We start from the raw sequence: 14,707 nt of genomic DNA on the forward strand, positions 1-14,707 counted from the left end.
TGTCTCCGTCGGTTGGGCTCGATCGCGATCGGCGCAAGCTTGTAGCGATGGCCTGTCGGCTTTGGTTCGCCGGTGATCGAAGTGTCGATGTCGTGAACGCTTCGATCTTTATCGAACCGTTGTTGTCGGATGTCGCGGAGCCGGCCTGATGGAGTTTCGTCGCACGCCGCACTGGCATTGCACGGCTGGGTGGTCGCCGCGTCACGCTGCATTTGATTTTGGCGGCGAATTTCGCTACCGCCTTTTCCCGTGGATACGCTCAAGGTCAGAGACGCCAAAGACGTCGAAGAGGTGGTGCGCGCGGCGATTGCCAACGAGCAGCCGCTCGAGATCATCGGTCATGGCAGCAAGCGCAGCATTGGCCACGCGATGGCGACCAACGCCGTGCTCGACGTCTCCGCGCTCAATGCCGTCACCTCCTACGAGCCCAACGAGCTGATCGTGACGCTTGAGGCCGGTGCGCCGCTGGCCGACGTGCTGTCGCTGATCGATGCCAAGAACCAGCAATTCGCCTTTGAGCCGATGAACACCGCGCCGCTGCTCGGCACGCCCGTATCAGGCACCATCGGCGGCATGATCGCGGCGGGCCTCGCCGGCCCGCGGCGCATCAGGGCGGGCGGGGCGCGCGACCACCTGCTCGGGGCGCACGCCGTCTCCGGTTTCGGCGACAGCTTCAAGACCGGCGGCAAGGTGGTGAAGAACGTCACCGGCTACGACCTCTGCAAGCTTCTGGCCGGTTCCTGGGGCACGCTGTCGGTGATGACCGAGGTCACGCTGAAGGTGATGCCGAAGCCGGAGGCCGAGCGGACGCTGCTGCTGCGCGGGCTCGACGATGCCGCCGCCAACAAGGCGATGACCGCGGCGCTCGGCTCGCCCTTCGACGTGTCCGGCGCCGCCCACCTGCCGAAATCCGCGTTCCGGGCGAAGATCGACGGGCTCGGCGACATCGCGGGCCAGGGCGAAGCGCTGACCGTGCTGCGGCTCGAAGGCATTACCGCTTCAGCCGCCCACCGCGCCGGTTCGCTGCGCGAATTGCTGGCGCCGTTCGGAACCGCGGCCCTGGTCGAGGACGCATCGTCGGCGGCACTGTGGGCGACCGTCCGCGACGTCCTGCCGTTCGCGGCCGGCGGCGCGCTGGGCGCCCGGCCGGTGTGGCGGATCGTCTGTCCGCCGGCGTCAGGTGCGGCGCTCGGGACCCAGCTGGCGCGCGAGACCGGCGGCGACGTGATTTACGACTGGGGCGGCGGATTGATCTGGGCCGCACTGCCGCCGAAGGGCGACGCGCATGAACCGGCCGTGCGCGCGCGTGCGAATGCGGTCGGCGGGCATGCCATGCTGATCCGGGCGGCAGAGGATGTCAGGCGCGACGTCGATGTGTTCCATCCGCAAGCGCCAGGCATCGCCGCCCTGAGCGAGCGGGTACGGGCCGGTTTCGATCCGAAGTCCATTCTCAACCGGGGACGGCTGACGCGGGGCGCTGCGGCATGAAGACCGAATTCTCACTCGCGCAGCTTGCCGATCCCGATATCGCGGAGGCCGACAAGATCCTGCGCGCCTGCGTCCATTGCGGCTTCTGCACTGCAACCTGTCCGACCTATGTGCTGCTCGGCGACGAGCTCGATAGCCCGCGCGGCCGCATCTATCTGATCAAGGAGATGCTGGAGAAGGACCAGGCGCCGACGGCCGAGGTGGTCAAGCATGTCGACCGCTGCCTGTCGTGCCTGGCCTGCATGACGACCTGCCCCTCCGGGGTGAACTACATGCACCTCGTCGACCAGGCCCGGGTCAGGATCGAGCAACGCTATCAGCGGCCACTCACCGAGCGGCTGCTGCGCCAGGTGCTGGCCTTCGTCCTGCCGGATCCGCAGCGCTTCCGCGCCAGCATGTGGCTGGCGCGGCTGGCCCGTCCGCTCGCCGTATTCCTGCCGACGCCGCGGCCCTCGGCGACACCGGGCCTGGTCCAGCGCCTCAAGGCGATGCTGGCGCTGGCCCCGAACCGGCTGCCGTCGCCCGGCCCCCTCCCGGGCAGCGTGTTTGCGGCGCTTGGCAAGAAGCGCGGCCGGGTCGCGCTGCTCCAGGGCTGCGCGCAGCAGGTGCTGGCGCCGCGCATCAACCAGGCTGCCATCAGTCTTCTCACCCGCCACGGCATCGAGGTCGTCCTGGTCAGGGACGAGCAATGCTGCGGCGCGCTGACCCATCACCTTGGCAACGACCACGATGCGCTGGCGCGGGCTCGCGCCAATATCGCGGCATGGCGGGCGGAAGCGGCCGGCGAGGGGCTCGACGCCATCCTGGTGACGGCGTCCGGCTGCGGCACCGTGATCAAGGACTACGGCTATCTGCTGCGCGAGGACGCTGCGTTCGCGGCCGATGCGGCGAAGGTGTCCGCGCTTGCCAAGGACATCACCGAATATGTTGCCGGCCTCGATCTCGCGACCACTGCGATAGGCGACAACATCGTCGTCGCCTATCACTCCGCCTGTTCGTTGCAGCACGGGCAGAAAATCACGGGCCTTCCGAAAGAATTGCTTTCCAAGAATGGATTCGTGGTGAAAGATGTGCCCGAGAGCCATTTGTGTTGCGGTTCGGCGGGGACCTACAACATTCTCCAACCCGAGCTTGCGGGCCGGTTGCGTGATCGCAAGGTCGCCAACATCGCGAGCGTCAAGCCGGACATGATTGCCGCGGGCAATATCGGCTGCATGGTGCAGATTGCCAGTGGCACGTCAGTTCCGGTCGTACACACGATTGAGCTTCTCGATTGGGCTACGGGCGGGTCGCGGCCGGCATTGAACGCGTCGAGCTGAGCTTTCGTCCGGAGGTGACGGCGGAAAGACGTCCGATCGACCATTGTTCGGCGGCAACAGGAGGACCACGATGGCGAAAGCGAAAAAGAAAAAAAGCAAGAAGGCAAAAAAGGCCAAGAAGGCTGTAGCGGCGAAGAAGACCGCGAAGAAGGCGACGAAGAAGGCAGCCAAGAAGTCAGCGAAGAAATCTGCTAAGAAGGCCGCACCGAAGAAGTCGGCCAAGAAAGCTGCAAAGAAGGCTGCACCGAAGAAGGCCGCCAAGAAGGTTGCGAAGAAGGCGGCACCGAAGAAGGCGAAGGCAGCTCCCGCGCCGAAGCCGTCAGCGCCGGTGGCAGCTCCGGCTCCCGAGCCTGTCGCCGAGACAAGCTGGGCGATGCCTTCGTCTTCTGCGGAACCGACGCCGGCCGAGGGGCAGGGTTAGGCCTAAGGTCAGGCCCGCGGTCAGGCCAGGGGCTGGGCCAAGGCTGGCTTCAACCCAACGAACACGATCGACAGCAGGAGGGCCGCGGCGGCGACGCTGCGGCCTTTCTGCATCGCGGCTGTGGCTGCCGGAGGCCGCCATTCCCCGGCGCCAGCCCGATTCGTAGCGCGCGGAGCACGGTACTGCAGGTCTCCGTACTAACCCCGTCCTCCAGTGCCCTTTGGAGGGCAAATAATGTGATCGAGAAGCCACACAGGCAGACAACCTTTCGTGAAATCGTCAGAACGCCTAAAAAGTCAGCAGATGCCCGCGTTTTTTGCTTCACGGTTCACATCCTCCGATCCAGATTGCCGCAGTCATGAATTTTTGATGTTGGGTCGTACGCCCCGGGGGGCTTCCGGGAAACCGACTGGGTGAGAACTGGTGATGGGGATCGAAATGAAAAAAGTGGCTTTGTTGGCAACGGCGCTGGCAATGGTGACGACGGGTTCGGCTTTCGCGGCGGATATGGCGGTGAAGGCCAAGAAGGCCCCGCCGGTCGCTGCCTTCGACCCCTGGGACATCGCCTTCGGCGGTGCGCTCGTCAGCGATTACATCTTCCGCGGCGTGACCCAGTCGAACCACCAGCCGTCGGTCGCCGCTTATTTCGAGCCGCGCTACAACGTCACCAAGGACCTCCAGCTTTACGCCGGTGTGTCCGCGGAGAGCATCTCCTTCGCCAACCGCGCTGCGGCTGAAGTCGACGTCTACGGCGGTATCCGCCCGACCTTCGGCGCCTTCGCCTTCGACTTCGGTATCTGGGGCTACCTGTATCCGGGCGGAAGCTGCGCCGACAACGTGCTCACCGGCGGCGTTCCCGGCGGCAACGTCTGCGCCGTCAGCACCACCACGATATTCCTCGCCGACGGCAACGTCATGAAGAAGAACGTCAGCTTCTTCGAAGGCTATGCCAAGCTGAACTACACCATCAACGACAACTGGGCCGTCGGCGTGAACGAGTACTACTCGCCGAACTTCCTGAACTCGGGTGCCTGGGGCAACTACGCGTCGGTGACTGCCAAGTACACCGCGCCCAGCACCGTCTTCGGTCCCTCGGGCGTCGGCATGTATGTGTCGGGTGAGTTCGGCCGCCAGTGGTTCGGCACCTCGGACGCCTTCTACGGCACCGGCGCCGGCACCGTTTTCGCCAACGGTATTCCCTACAAGGACTACAACACCTGGAACGTCGGCATCGGCTTCACCTACAAGGTGTTCACGCTGGATCTGCGTTACTCCGACACCGACCTGAACAAGGGTGATTGCAACGCCTTCACCAGCGCCTTCAATGCCACCGGCACCACCAACGTCACCCCGATCAACCCGAGCGGCGCTGGCTCCAACTGGTGCGGCGCGGCCGGCATCGCCAAGCTGTCGTTCGACCTGACGGCGATGACCAACCTGAAGTAAGTTTCTTCCCGAAACGACTTGCTGAGGGCGGCAGAGCAATCTGCCGCCCTTTTGCTTTTTGCGGCCTGGAGCGCTGCGATCGTGCCGGGCCTTCATGGTTTTCTAGGCGATGCGAAGCATCGTCCGGGAGACGCGCCGCAAGGGCGGCGCTCCTCACCATGAGGATCTGGGACTTTGCGGCGAAGTCCGACCTCATCCTGAGGGCCCGCCAAAGGCGGGCGTCTCGAAGGATGGGCCGCAAGGAAAGGCCCTTATCGGGGTCCTTCGACTACGATAGCGATCGTCTTGCGCCTCAGCGCGCCACGGTCGATTCCGCCTGGACCGGCTCGCCGCTCTTGCCGAGGACGTGGATCTGGCCGTCCTTCACCATCGTCACCTTGCGGGTATGGAAAGCATCGAGGGTCGAGCGATGGCCGATCGAGACGATGGCGGCTTGCGGCAGCCTCTCCGTCAGCAGCCGGTACAGCCGGGCCTCGGACGGCTCGTCCAGCGAGGCGGTGGCCTCGTCCAGGAACAGATAGTCCGGCGCATGCAGCAGCGCGCGGGCGAGACCCAGACGCTGCTGCTCGCCGAGCGACAGCATCCGGTTCCAGTGCCCGTCCTCGTCGAGCCGCTCGGCGAGGTCGGGCAATCCGACCGCGATCAGCGCGTCCTGGACGCGCGCGGCGTCGAATGTATCAGGCGCTGCGGGATAGACCACGGCATCGCGCAGAACCCCGACGGGGAAATAGGGGCGCTGCGGCAGCATCATCAGCTTCGCCCTCTCAGGGACGACGATGGTGCCGGTGCCGAACGGCCAGATGCCGGCGATGGCCCGGAACAGCGTCGACTTGCCGGAGCCGGACGGCCCCGTCACCAGCACGCGCTCCGGCACCTGGATGGCGAAGGCGCCGGCGGCGACCAGCGGCGTGCCGTTGGGCAGGTTCACGCAGAGCTGCTCGAGGTCGATATTGCGGTCGCCGCCGGCGGCCTCGAGGGCGATCGCCGGCTCGTGTGCCGGCAGGTTCGCGGCTGAATCGACCGACATCTCGAAGCCATCGAGACGCGCGACGATCGAGCGCCATTCCGCGAGCGATCGGTAAGCCGTGACGAAGAACGACAACGCGCCTTGTACGCTGGAAAAGGCCGATGCGGTCTGCATCATGTCGCCGAGCTGGATCTTCTTGGCGAAGAAGGCCGGCGCCACCAGCACATAGGGAAAGATCACGGCGGCCTGCTGATAGCTCGCGGTGAACGCGGTGAGGCGCTTGGTCCGGCTCATGATGGCGTACCAGTTGCCGATCACAAGGCCGAAGCGACCCAGGAGCCGGCCGCGTTCGGCCCCTTCACCCTTGAGCAGCGCGATCTGCTCGGAATTCTCGCGGACGCGGACGAGGTGGAAGCGGAAGTCGGCCTCATAGCGCTGCTGCTCGAAATTGAGGTTGACCAGCGGAGCGCCGATCCAGTGCGTCAGCGCGGTGCCGAAGATCGCGTAGACCAGCGCGCCCCAGCAAAGATAGCCCGGGATCATGAGGTCGGTGCCGAACAGGTGCAGCGGTGCGGCGTTGGAGAGACCCCAGAGGATGATCACGAAGGAGAACAGCGTCACGATCGACGAGAGCAGGCCGAGCCCGATCGTCAGGGTCTGCTCGACGAAGTTCTTGACGTCCTCGGTGATGCGCTGGTCCGGGTTGTCAGCCGCATCGCCCTTGAGCTGCATGCGGTAATGCGTGGCGCCTTGCAGCCATTCGCCCAGATAGTGCCGGGTCAGCCATTGCCGCCAGCGGATCTGGAGCCATTGGTTCAAGTACAGCTTGTAGACCGCCAGCGCGATAAACATCGAGGCGAGGGCGACGAAAATCCAGATCTGCGTGACGAACGCGTCCCAGTCGCTCGCCTGCAGTGCGCTGTAGAACCGGTTCTGCCACTGGTTCACGAGCACGTCGATCGCGACCAGCGCCAGCTCCATCGCGATCACGGCGGCGAGCAGGCCGCGGCCGACCCATTTGTCCTCGGATCGGAAATAGGGGACGGCGATTCGCCAGACGATCGCGAGCGTGGCGCTGATGTTCTTCACAGAGCTCTGTCTCCTGAGGGGATGTGCACAAATGCCTGGAGCCAAATGGCTGAGGCAACGGCCGAAATGGGCGCGCTTAGACTAAAGTCGCAAGTTCTGCAATTTGCGTTGGCTTGTCGGCGCTTGCAACCCTAGCATGGGGTTTAACGGCGCGGGGTGGGGGCCTTCGGGACTTCGCGAGCTTGTGAGCGGACGGGAACCGCCGCATTCGCGAGGAATTCGCGTCCAGCTCGGGGGTTATCGCTTCCAGCGTCAAGCAGGTTCGGCTGTCCACGCGGGCCGCCTGCGGCACACATGCGTGGGGGAGGAAGACCATGTGGAATCAAATCTATGATCCGCTGCACAACCCTGTGCTGTCGACGATCGCCGCGGCGGTACCCGTCGTCACGCTGCTGGTCCTGATCGCGAGCGGCCGCGTCCAGGCGCATATCGCGGCCATCATCGCCGTGATCGTGGCCAACCTGATCACGATCTTCGTCTTCACCATGCCGGTGAACATGTCGATCCGCGCCTCGATCCTCGGCGTCGTGACCGGCTTCTTCCCGATCGGCTGGATCGTTCTCAACGTCATCTTCCTCTACCAGGTGACGGTGACCACCGGACGCTTCGAATTGCTCAAGCGCGCGGTCGGCGGCGTCACCGAGGACCGGCGGCTGCAATTGCTGCTGATCGCGTTCTCGTTCGGCGCCTTCTTCGAGGGCGCCTCCGGCTTCGGCACGCCGGTTGCGATCACCGGCGCGGTGCTGATCGGCCTCGGCTTCTCGCCGCTCGCCGCTTCCGGCCTGTCGCTGATCGCCAACACCGCGCCGGTCGCCTATGGCGCGCTGGGCACGCCGATCCAGGGCCTTGCCTCGGTCACCGGGCTCGATCCCTACATCCTCGGCGCGATGGTCGGACGGCAGTTGCCGTTCTTCTCGCTGATCGTGCCGTTCTGGGTGGTGTGGGCGTTCGCGGGCTGGAAGGGCATGAAGGACGTTTGGCCGGCGATCCTCGTCACCGGCGTGTCGTTCGCGGTCCCGCAATTCGTGATCTCGAACTTCATCAATCCGTGGATCGTCGACATCGGCGCCTCGCTGATCTCGATGGGCGCGCTGATCCTGTTCCTGAAGGTGTGGCAGCCCAGGCAGCTCTGGCTGTCGCCGGCGCTGCGCGGCCGCGACGAATCGGCCTCCACCATGGCCGCCGCAAAGCCGCTGGACAAGACACCGCTGACGCAAAGCGAACTCTTCAGCGCGCTGCTGCCATGGATCATGGTCTGCATCGTGATGCTGGTCTGGGGCAATGGCGGCTTCAAGACCTGGGCGAACTCGATCTTCACCTGGAACTATCCCGTTCCCGAGTTGCACCAGATGATCAACAAGATGCCGCCGGTCGCGCCAGGGCCGACCAAGGAGAGCGCGGTGTTCGGCTTCACCTACCTGTCCTTCACCGGTACGGGCATGCTGATCGCGGCGATCATCTCCGGCTTCCTGATGGGCGTCGGTCCCGGCAAGCTCGTGACCGAGTACGCCCGCACCATCCGGCTGTGCGCGATCTCGCTGATCACGATCTCGGCGATGCTCGCGATCGGCACGCTGACGCGCCTGTCCGGCGTCGATGCGACGCTCGGTCTCGCCTTCGCCGCAACCGGCGTGCTCTATCCCTTCTTCGGTACGCTGCTCGGCTGGCTCGGCGTGGCGCTGACGGGATCGGACACCGCCTCCAACGTGCTGTTCGGAAACTTGCAGAAGATCACTTCCGAGCAGCTCGGCCTGTCGCCGATCCTGATGGGCGCGGCGAACTCCTCCGGCGGCGTGATGGGCAAGATGATCGACGCGCAATCGATCGTCGTCGCCTCCACCGCCACCAACTGGTACGGCCATGAAGGCACGATCCTGCGCTTCGTGTTCTGGCACTCGATCGTGCTGGCCTGCCTCGTCGGCGTGCTCGTGACGTTGCAGGCCTATGTCTGGCCGTTCACGGCGATGGTGCTGAAGTAACAGGCTCCACTTCGACGCAAATCCCCGCGGGGTTCACCCCCGCGGGGATTTTGCGTCCGTGCTGAGCGAACCTTCTCAATGGCGCCGCCGTCTTATAGAAGGTGCGGCAAATCAGGTCGCTCGAGAGGTTTCATGGTTTCGCTCAGGCATATGGTGTGTGCGACGGTTGCAGTGCTTGCGATGTCCACTGTCGCGCGTGCGGAGGATGGTTTTCCCTTCGGCACCGAACTGACGCTGGAGGCGTCGCCGCAGCCGGGCTCGAAGCGGATTCCGAACATCGAGATTGGAGACAATGGCGAGGTCGTGCTGGAGCTCTGGTGCAAGGGCGGCAAGGGCCAGTTCTCGGTCGCCGGCAACACCGTGATCTTCGTCCCCGGTCAGATCCAGGACCGGTCCTGCCCGCCGGCAAAGGCCCAGGCCGACGACGATCTCGTCGCAGCGCTCGGCAGCGTCGAGACCTGGAAGCGCCAGGGCGATGTGCTGACGCTTCTCGGCCCCAAGCCGCTGCGCTTCCGCGCGAACGGCAATTAGCCTCGCTGTCATACCCCGCGACCCGGCTACGCCAAAGGCTTCGCCGGGGTTGAGGTGGTGTCTCCGTCTATTTCCACACCGACTTGTCGGCGTCCCAGCGCTGGCCCTTCAATTCCTTAGCGAGCGCCTCGACCGAGCCGTTGTCGTCGGGCTGGTCGCCCTCCTCGTCGGCCGAAGCTTCGTCCGAGAGATTGAGCTTGGCGCCGCTGCTCTCGTCGGCGGTCGTGGTGGCGGGGCTGCCGATCCAGAGCATGAGCTTGTCGGTCGTGCCGGGCTTGTCCGGCGAGATGAGCCCTGCGACCTCGATCGTGTCGGTCAGATCGAGCGTTGGGAAATCCTGGTTCGGCCGCTTGAAGACCAGCTTGAGCTTGCCGGTGGCCGGGTTGAAGCTTTGCGAGACCGGCTTTGCCGCGAGCGTCCGGCCCAGCACGCCCGCCACGGCGGCTGCGAGCTTGTCGCGGTTGATCTTGTCGCCGTCGCGCCAGTCGGCCGCGGCGAAGCGGATGGTGCGGTCCATCTCGGTCATGCCCGCGGTCCAGCCCGCGGCGACGACGCCGGGCATCGCCTTGAATTTTGCCAGCAGCGCGCCGGCGCGCTCCGGGTCGACCGACATGTTGATGGTCTGCTCGCCGGCGCGCAACGCGTCGCAGCCGACGGTGAGGCTCGCCAGCGTCACCTCGACCTCCTGGCCCTTCAGGCTCTTCAGGAACTCGGTCGCCGCATCCAGCTTGACCTTGACCGCGATCGCCTCCGGCGAGACGTCGGTGAAGTCCTTCGGCTGCGGCGTGATGCCGTCGTCGGAGGTCTGGTTGTCCAGAAACTCCTTCTCGCTGAGATCGGAATTGTCGGGCGAGGTGACCTCGGTCACGGCCTGGCCGATTCCAATCTGGCCGCGGAATTCGAAAGTGTCTCCGGTCGGCTTGCGCAGCAGCTTGACGGTGACGGGCGCCTTCGCGCCGAGGCTCTGCGTCGTGCCGGTCAGCGTCTGGCCGGCGACCTGGAGATTGACGACGAAGCGATCCTTGCGGTCGGAATTTTTCGCGACCGGATAACAGACGTCGAGCACGGCGGCCGTGACCGTCTTGCCCTGGCGCGTCTCCTTCAGGATCACGTCGGCATTGCCGTCCATCAGCCCGTCGATCGAGGTGAAATAGCGCGTCTCGGGGCCGCCCGGCACCGTCGCCTTTGGCGACAGCTTCATCTGGGCGGATGCGACCTCCGGCGAAACAGCAAGCAGAGCCGCCACAAGGGCCGTGGAGCAAACCAGAAGCGCGCGCATCGATAAAATCCTCGAGCAAGGGAGCATGATCCGGAAAAGTGTGACCGAAAAGATCATGCTCAAACAACAACCTAAAGCGCGATGACGACTCGTTCCGACCTCATCGCGCTTTAGAATCGGCGCCACCGTAATGGGTTTTGGCCGTCGGTTGAATCGGAAAGCGTGAGCCATGGTCGGCAAAAAAGAAGGCCGCCCGGAGGCGGCCTTCGCAACATTGTCAGGGAACGGTGGGCTCAGAAGCCGCCCATGCCGCCGCCGGCCGGCATCGCGGGCGGAGCGTCCTTCTTCGGCGCCTCGGCGACCATGGCTTCAGTGGTCACCAGCAGGCCGGCCACGGAGGAGGCGTCCTGGAGCGCGGTGCGCACCACCTTGGCGGGGTCGATGATGCCCTTCTCGACCATATCGACATAGTCCTCGTTCTGGGCGTCGAAGCCGAAGGTCTCGGACTTGTTCTCCAGGATCTTGCCGACGACGATCGAGCCTTCCACGCCCGCGTTCTCGGAGATCTGGCGGATCGGGGCTTCCAGCGCCTTCAGCACGATGTTGATGCCGGCCTGGACGTCGTCATTGGCGTTGGTGAGACGGCCCACCGCCTTCTTGGCGCGGAGCAGCGCGACGCCGCCGCCGGGGACGATGCCTTCCTGCACCGCGGCACGGGTGGCGTTGAGGGCGTCCTCGACGCGGTCCTTCTTCTCCTTGACCTCGATCTCGGTCGCGCCGCCGACGCGGATCACCGCGACGCCGCCGGCGAGCTTGGCGAGGCGCTCCTGGAGCTTCTCACGGTCGTAGTCCGAGGTGGTCTCCTCGATCTGCGCCTTGATCTGGCCGACGCGGGCCTCGATGTCGGGCTTCTTGCCGGCGCCGTTGACGATCGTGGTGTTCTCCTTGTCGATCACCACCTTCTTGGCGCGGCCGAGCATCTTCACCGTGACGTTCTCGAGCTTGATGCCGAGCTCTTCGGAGATGAGCTGGCCGCCGGTGAGGATCGCGAGATCCTCGAGCATGGCCTTGCGGCGGTCACCGAAGCCCGGCGCCTTGACGGCGGCGACCTTGAGGCCGCCGCGCAGGCGATTGACGACCAGGGTGGCCAGCGCCTCGCCCTCGACGTCCTCGGCGATGATCACGAGCGGCTTGCCCGACTGCACCACGGCTTCGAGCACCGGCAGCATGGCCTGGAGGCCCGAGAGCTTCTTCTCGTGCAGGAGGATGTAGGCGTCCTCGAGCTCGGCGGTCATCTTCTCGGCGTTGGTGACGAAGTAGGGGCTGAGATAGCCGCGGTCGAACTTCATGCCCTCGACGATGTCGACCTCGGTGTCGAGCGACTTGTTCTCCTCGACGGTGATGACGCCCTCGTTACCGACCTTCTGCATCGCCTGCGCAATCATCTTGCCGATGGCGGCATCGCCGTTGGCCGAGATGGTGCCGACCTGGGCGACCTCGGAGGAGGAGGCGACCGGCTTGGCGCGCTTCTCGATGTCCTTGATGACGGCCGCAACCGCGATGTCGATGCCGCGCTTGAGGTCCATCGGGTTCATGCCGGCGGCAACCGCCTTGGCGCCTTCGCGCACGATGGCCTGGGCCAGCACGGTCGCGGTGGTGGTGCCGTCACCGGCGAGGTCGTTGGTCTTGGAGGCGACCTCACGCACCATCTGGGCGCCCATGTTCTCGAACTTGTCCTCGAGCTCGATCTCCTTGGCGACGGTGACGCCGTCCTTGGTGATGCGGGGCGCGCCGAAGCTCTTCTCGATGACGACGTTGCGGCCCTTCGGGCCGAGCGTCACTTTGACGGCGTTGGCGAGAATGTCGACGCCGCGCAGCATGCGTTCGCGCGCGTCTCCGGAAAACTTGACGTCTTTGGCAGCCATTTCTGCAATCCCTCGTGTTTCGTGCTGTGTCTTGTTTCGTGCTGCGTCTTGCCGCTTTGCCGGCCGCATCGATTCCGGGATCCGCAGGTCGAACCCGGCGGAAGGATGGATGCCCGGATCACGCGATCCGGGCACGACATTCAGCGGCCGTTCAGGCTGACGGCCTTAGGCCATCACGCCCATGATGTCCGACTCCTTCATGATCAGGAGCTCTTCGTTGTCGATCTTGACCTCGGTGCCCGACCACTTGCCGAACAGCACGCGGTCGCCGACCTTGAGGTCGATCGGGATCAGCTTGCCGGTCTCGTCACGGCCGCCGGGGCCGACGGCGACGACCTCGCCCTGGGAGGGCTTTTCCTTGGCGGTGTCCGGAATGATGATGCCGCCCTTGGTCTTTTCCTCGGCGTCGATACGTTTGACCACGACACGGTCATGCAGCGGACGAAATTTGGATTTAGCCATGACGTTTCCCTTTGGAGGCTCGCTTCGGAAGTAGTGGAAGTGGGTGGGGCGGCGCTTCCGTCCACCCTCGTCCCGAGGATCGAACGGCGCGCTTAGCAATCGGGCTTTCCGAGTGCTAATAGTGCGCCCGGAAATATGGCTTGGCCGCGATCCTGTCAAGCAAAGGTGGTTAAGCGATTGGTGAGGCGGATATAGGATGGTGGCATTGGAAACGTGTTCGGGGCGCCGGCGTATCAAACGACGTCATTGCTCCGGTGGCGGTTTTGCGCTTGGCTGCAGGAGGGGTGCGGCCATGGTCTTGTTCGGGGGAATGCCATGATCAGTTCAGCTCGCGCGCGCAAGGTTGCCAATCTGGCAGCCGCATCTGGCCTGGCGTTGCTGCTTGGCGCCTGCGGCGGCGGCATGAGCCTGCCGTCCTTCTCGTCTTCGTCCCCGCCGCCCGAGGCAGAGCCCGGTACCGGCCCGGAAATGCCGGCGAGCATCCGCGCCGACGAGATCGTCGGCCGCTGGGGTCTCGCCTCGTTCCAGAACCCGGCCGACCGCGCCCGCACCGAGGCCGCCGCGCGGTCCCAGTGCAAGAATCCTTACGTGATCGGCGCCGGCACCTCCGGCGGCGTGGTCATGCATCTGGCCGACCAGGCGACACCGCAGGAATTGCGGCTGAAGGGCTCGCCCAGCGGCAAGAACTATATCGGGCCGGCCGGTCCGACCCCCGGCGAGCAGGACCGCGAGATCGTGTCCTTCGACGGTCGCGTCCTGATCACCCGCTTCATCGACAAGGACGCCGCCACCCGCTACGGCAACATGGTCTACGTCCGCTGCGCCCCGAGGGCGTGATGTTCTTCCCGTCATTCCGGGGCGATGCGAAAGTATCGAACTATGGTGCGCAATTGCGCACCTGAGAATCTCGAGATTCCGGGTTCGGTCCTGCGGGCCGCCCCGGAATGACAGCGTGAGATAAATCCCAAAAACAAAAACGCCGGCTCGCGCCGGCGTTTTGCTTCTTCTCTATGCCGCGTCCGTTCAGTCGAACAGCGCGTCGATGTCGTCCTGCGAGGCGTGGCCGACGTCGCCGGCGAGCTTCGGACCGTTGAGGAGTTTTTCGTCCTCGCTGCGGGTGTCGGCCGGCGCCGGCACATGGGCCTTGATCGCGTCGACGCCGCCCCAGATCTCCATCATCGCGTTGATGTGCTGCTCGATGAACTTCATCGTGGTCATGACCTTGCTGATGCGCTGGCCGGTCAGGTCCTGGAAGTTGCAGGCCTCGAAGATCGAGATGACGCGTTCCTGGATGTCGTCGGCGAGCCGCTTCTGCTGGTCGGCCGATTGCACCTTGGACATCGCGCTGGCCGCCTGGTCGATCGACTCGGCGGCTTCCAGGATCTGCTGGGTCGCCTGCTCGGTGCCGCCGACGACCGCGCCGAGTTCGCCATTGACCTTGGCCATCTCGCCGCCGTCGAAGCTCTTGCCGTGCAGCGTCGCGATTTCGCGCTTGGTGCGGTCGATGGCGTCGTGGATGAGGTCGAGCTCGACCTTCAGCTTCTCGCACTGCTCGATCTGCGCCCGGTAGGTGTCGAGCATGGTGCGCGTCTCGGCAAGCTCATGGGCCGTGGAAGCGTCGATCGCCGCCATCGCCGCGCTGGCGGACAGCGGGGCAGCGGTGCCCTTCGCCATCTGTGCGCGGATCGCGCGCAGTTCCGCCATGATCTCGCTATGCATCGGCGCAGCCTCCTCAATCATTTCGGGGCTGGGCATCTCGCCGACAATAGCCTCTTCGACACGAAAACGTTTGCGGTGAATAGCCATCAGAAACTCCCCCCACCTCACTCACGCGTCTTTGTAGGCAGAAGCAATTTAACAC

12 protein-coding genes are annotated in these 14,707 nt (G+C 64.9%); 7 read left to right on the top strand and 5 right to left on the bottom strand.

What is annotated here, in order from left to right; genetic code table 11:
- The first annotated feature begins 249 nt into the window (after nucleotides 1-249).
- From ACVWW6_RS13040 to ACVWW6_RS13055, 4 genes are all read left to right on the top strand, one after another.
- The gene (locus ACVWW6_RS13040; RefSeq protein ID WP_304548558.1) at nucleotides 250-1,488 is read left to right on the top strand and encodes an FAD-binding protein; all 1,239 of its coding nucleotides are present in this window, start codon (nucleotides 250-252) and stop codon (nucleotides 1,486-1,488) included.
- Entirely contained in the window at nucleotides 1,485-2,807 is a 1,323-nt protein-coding gene (glcF, locus tag ACVWW6_RS13045) for a glycolate oxidase subunit GlcF (RefSeq protein ID WP_161536754.1), read from the top strand. The genes ACVWW6_RS13040 and glcF overlap by 4 nt, the downstream gene beginning before the upstream one ends.
- A gap of 70 nt (nucleotides 2,808-2,877) precedes the next feature.
- Nucleotides 2,878-3,228 carry a histone gene (locus ACVWW6_RS13050; protein WP_456683153.1) on the top strand — a complete coding sequence of 117 codons (351 nt, stop codon included), beginning with the start codon at nucleotides 2,878-2,880 and terminating at the stop codon, nucleotides 3,226-3,228.
- A 438-nt stretch (nucleotides 3,229-3,666) separates the two neighbouring features.
- Nucleotides 3,667-4,674: a TorF family putative porin gene (locus ACVWW6_RS13055; protein WP_028174608.1), complete on the top strand. Its 1,008-nt coding sequence runs from the start codon at nucleotides 3,667-3,669 to the stop codon at nucleotides 4,672-4,674.
- Between the two features lie 292 nt (nucleotides 4,675-4,966).
- Here ACVWW6_RS13055 and ACVWW6_RS13060 read toward each other — a convergent pair whose 3' ends face one another.
- Nucleotides 4,967-6,730 (bottom strand): ABC transporter ATP-binding protein/permease, encoded by a 1,764-nt coding sequence (locus tag ACVWW6_RS13060; protein WP_028174609.1) that lies wholly within the window; start codon nucleotides 6,728-6,730, stop codon nucleotides 4,967-4,969.
- A gap of 314 nt (nucleotides 6,731-7,044) precedes the next feature.
- Between ACVWW6_RS13060 and ACVWW6_RS13065 the strand changes: the two genes are divergently transcribed.
- A complete protein-coding gene (locus tag ACVWW6_RS13065; protein WP_011090268.1) occupies nucleotides 7,045-8,709 on the top strand; it encodes an L-lactate permease in 1,665 nt (554 codons plus the stop codon).
- 132 nt (nucleotides 8,710-8,841) lie between these two features.
- Nucleotides 8,842-9,240: an META domain-containing protein gene (locus ACVWW6_RS13070; protein ID WP_028174610.1), complete on the top strand. Its 399-nt coding sequence runs from the start codon at nucleotides 8,842-8,844 to the stop codon at nucleotides 9,238-9,240.
- A gap of 67 nt (nucleotides 9,241-9,307) precedes the next feature.
- Here the strand turns inward: ACVWW6_RS13070 and ACVWW6_RS13075 are convergent, their stop codons facing one another.
- The 3 genes from ACVWW6_RS13075 to ACVWW6_RS13085 all read right to left on the bottom strand — a co-directional run bounded on the left by ACVWW6_RS13075 (nucleotide 9,308) and on the right by ACVWW6_RS13085 (nucleotide 12,846).
- Nucleotides 9,308-10,519, bottom strand: a complete 1,212-nt coding sequence (locus ACVWW6_RS13075; protein ID WP_456680828.1) for a hypothetical protein — start codon at nucleotides 10,517-10,519, stop codon at nucleotides 9,308-9,310.
- Nucleotides 10,520-10,752: 233 nt separating this feature from the next.
- On the bottom strand, nucleotides 10,753-12,384 hold the full coding sequence (groL, locus tag ACVWW6_RS13080) for a chaperonin GroEL (protein WP_011090265.1): 1,632 nt from the start codon (nucleotides 12,382-12,384) through the stop codon (nucleotides 10,753-10,755).
- A gap of 165 nt (nucleotides 12,385-12,549) precedes the next feature.
- The gene (locus ACVWW6_RS13085; protein WP_011090264.1) at nucleotides 12,550-12,846 is read right to left on the bottom strand and encodes a co-chaperone GroES; all 297 of its coding nucleotides are present in this window, start codon (nucleotides 12,844-12,846) and stop codon (nucleotides 12,550-12,552) included.
- A gap of 315 nt (nucleotides 12,847-13,161) precedes the next feature.
- On the opposite strand from ACVWW6_RS13085, the gene ACVWW6_RS13090 reads away from it, so the two are divergent.
- A complete protein-coding gene (locus tag ACVWW6_RS13090; RefSeq protein WP_161536749.1) occupies nucleotides 13,162-13,683 on the top strand; it encodes a hypothetical protein in 522 nt (173 codons plus the stop codon).
- A gap of 186 nt (nucleotides 13,684-13,869) precedes the next feature.
- On the opposite strand, the gene ACVWW6_RS13095 is transcribed toward ACVWW6_RS13090, so the two are convergent.
- The gene (locus tag ACVWW6_RS13095) at nucleotides 13,870-14,652 is read right to left on the bottom strand and encodes a protein phosphatase CheZ (RefSeq protein WP_028174613.1); all 783 of its coding nucleotides are present in this window, start codon (nucleotides 14,650-14,652) and stop codon (nucleotides 13,870-13,872) included.
- Between the last annotated feature and the right edge of the window lie 55 nt (nucleotides 14,653-14,707).

Source organism: Bradyrhizobium sp. USDA 3311, assembly GCF_054062495.1.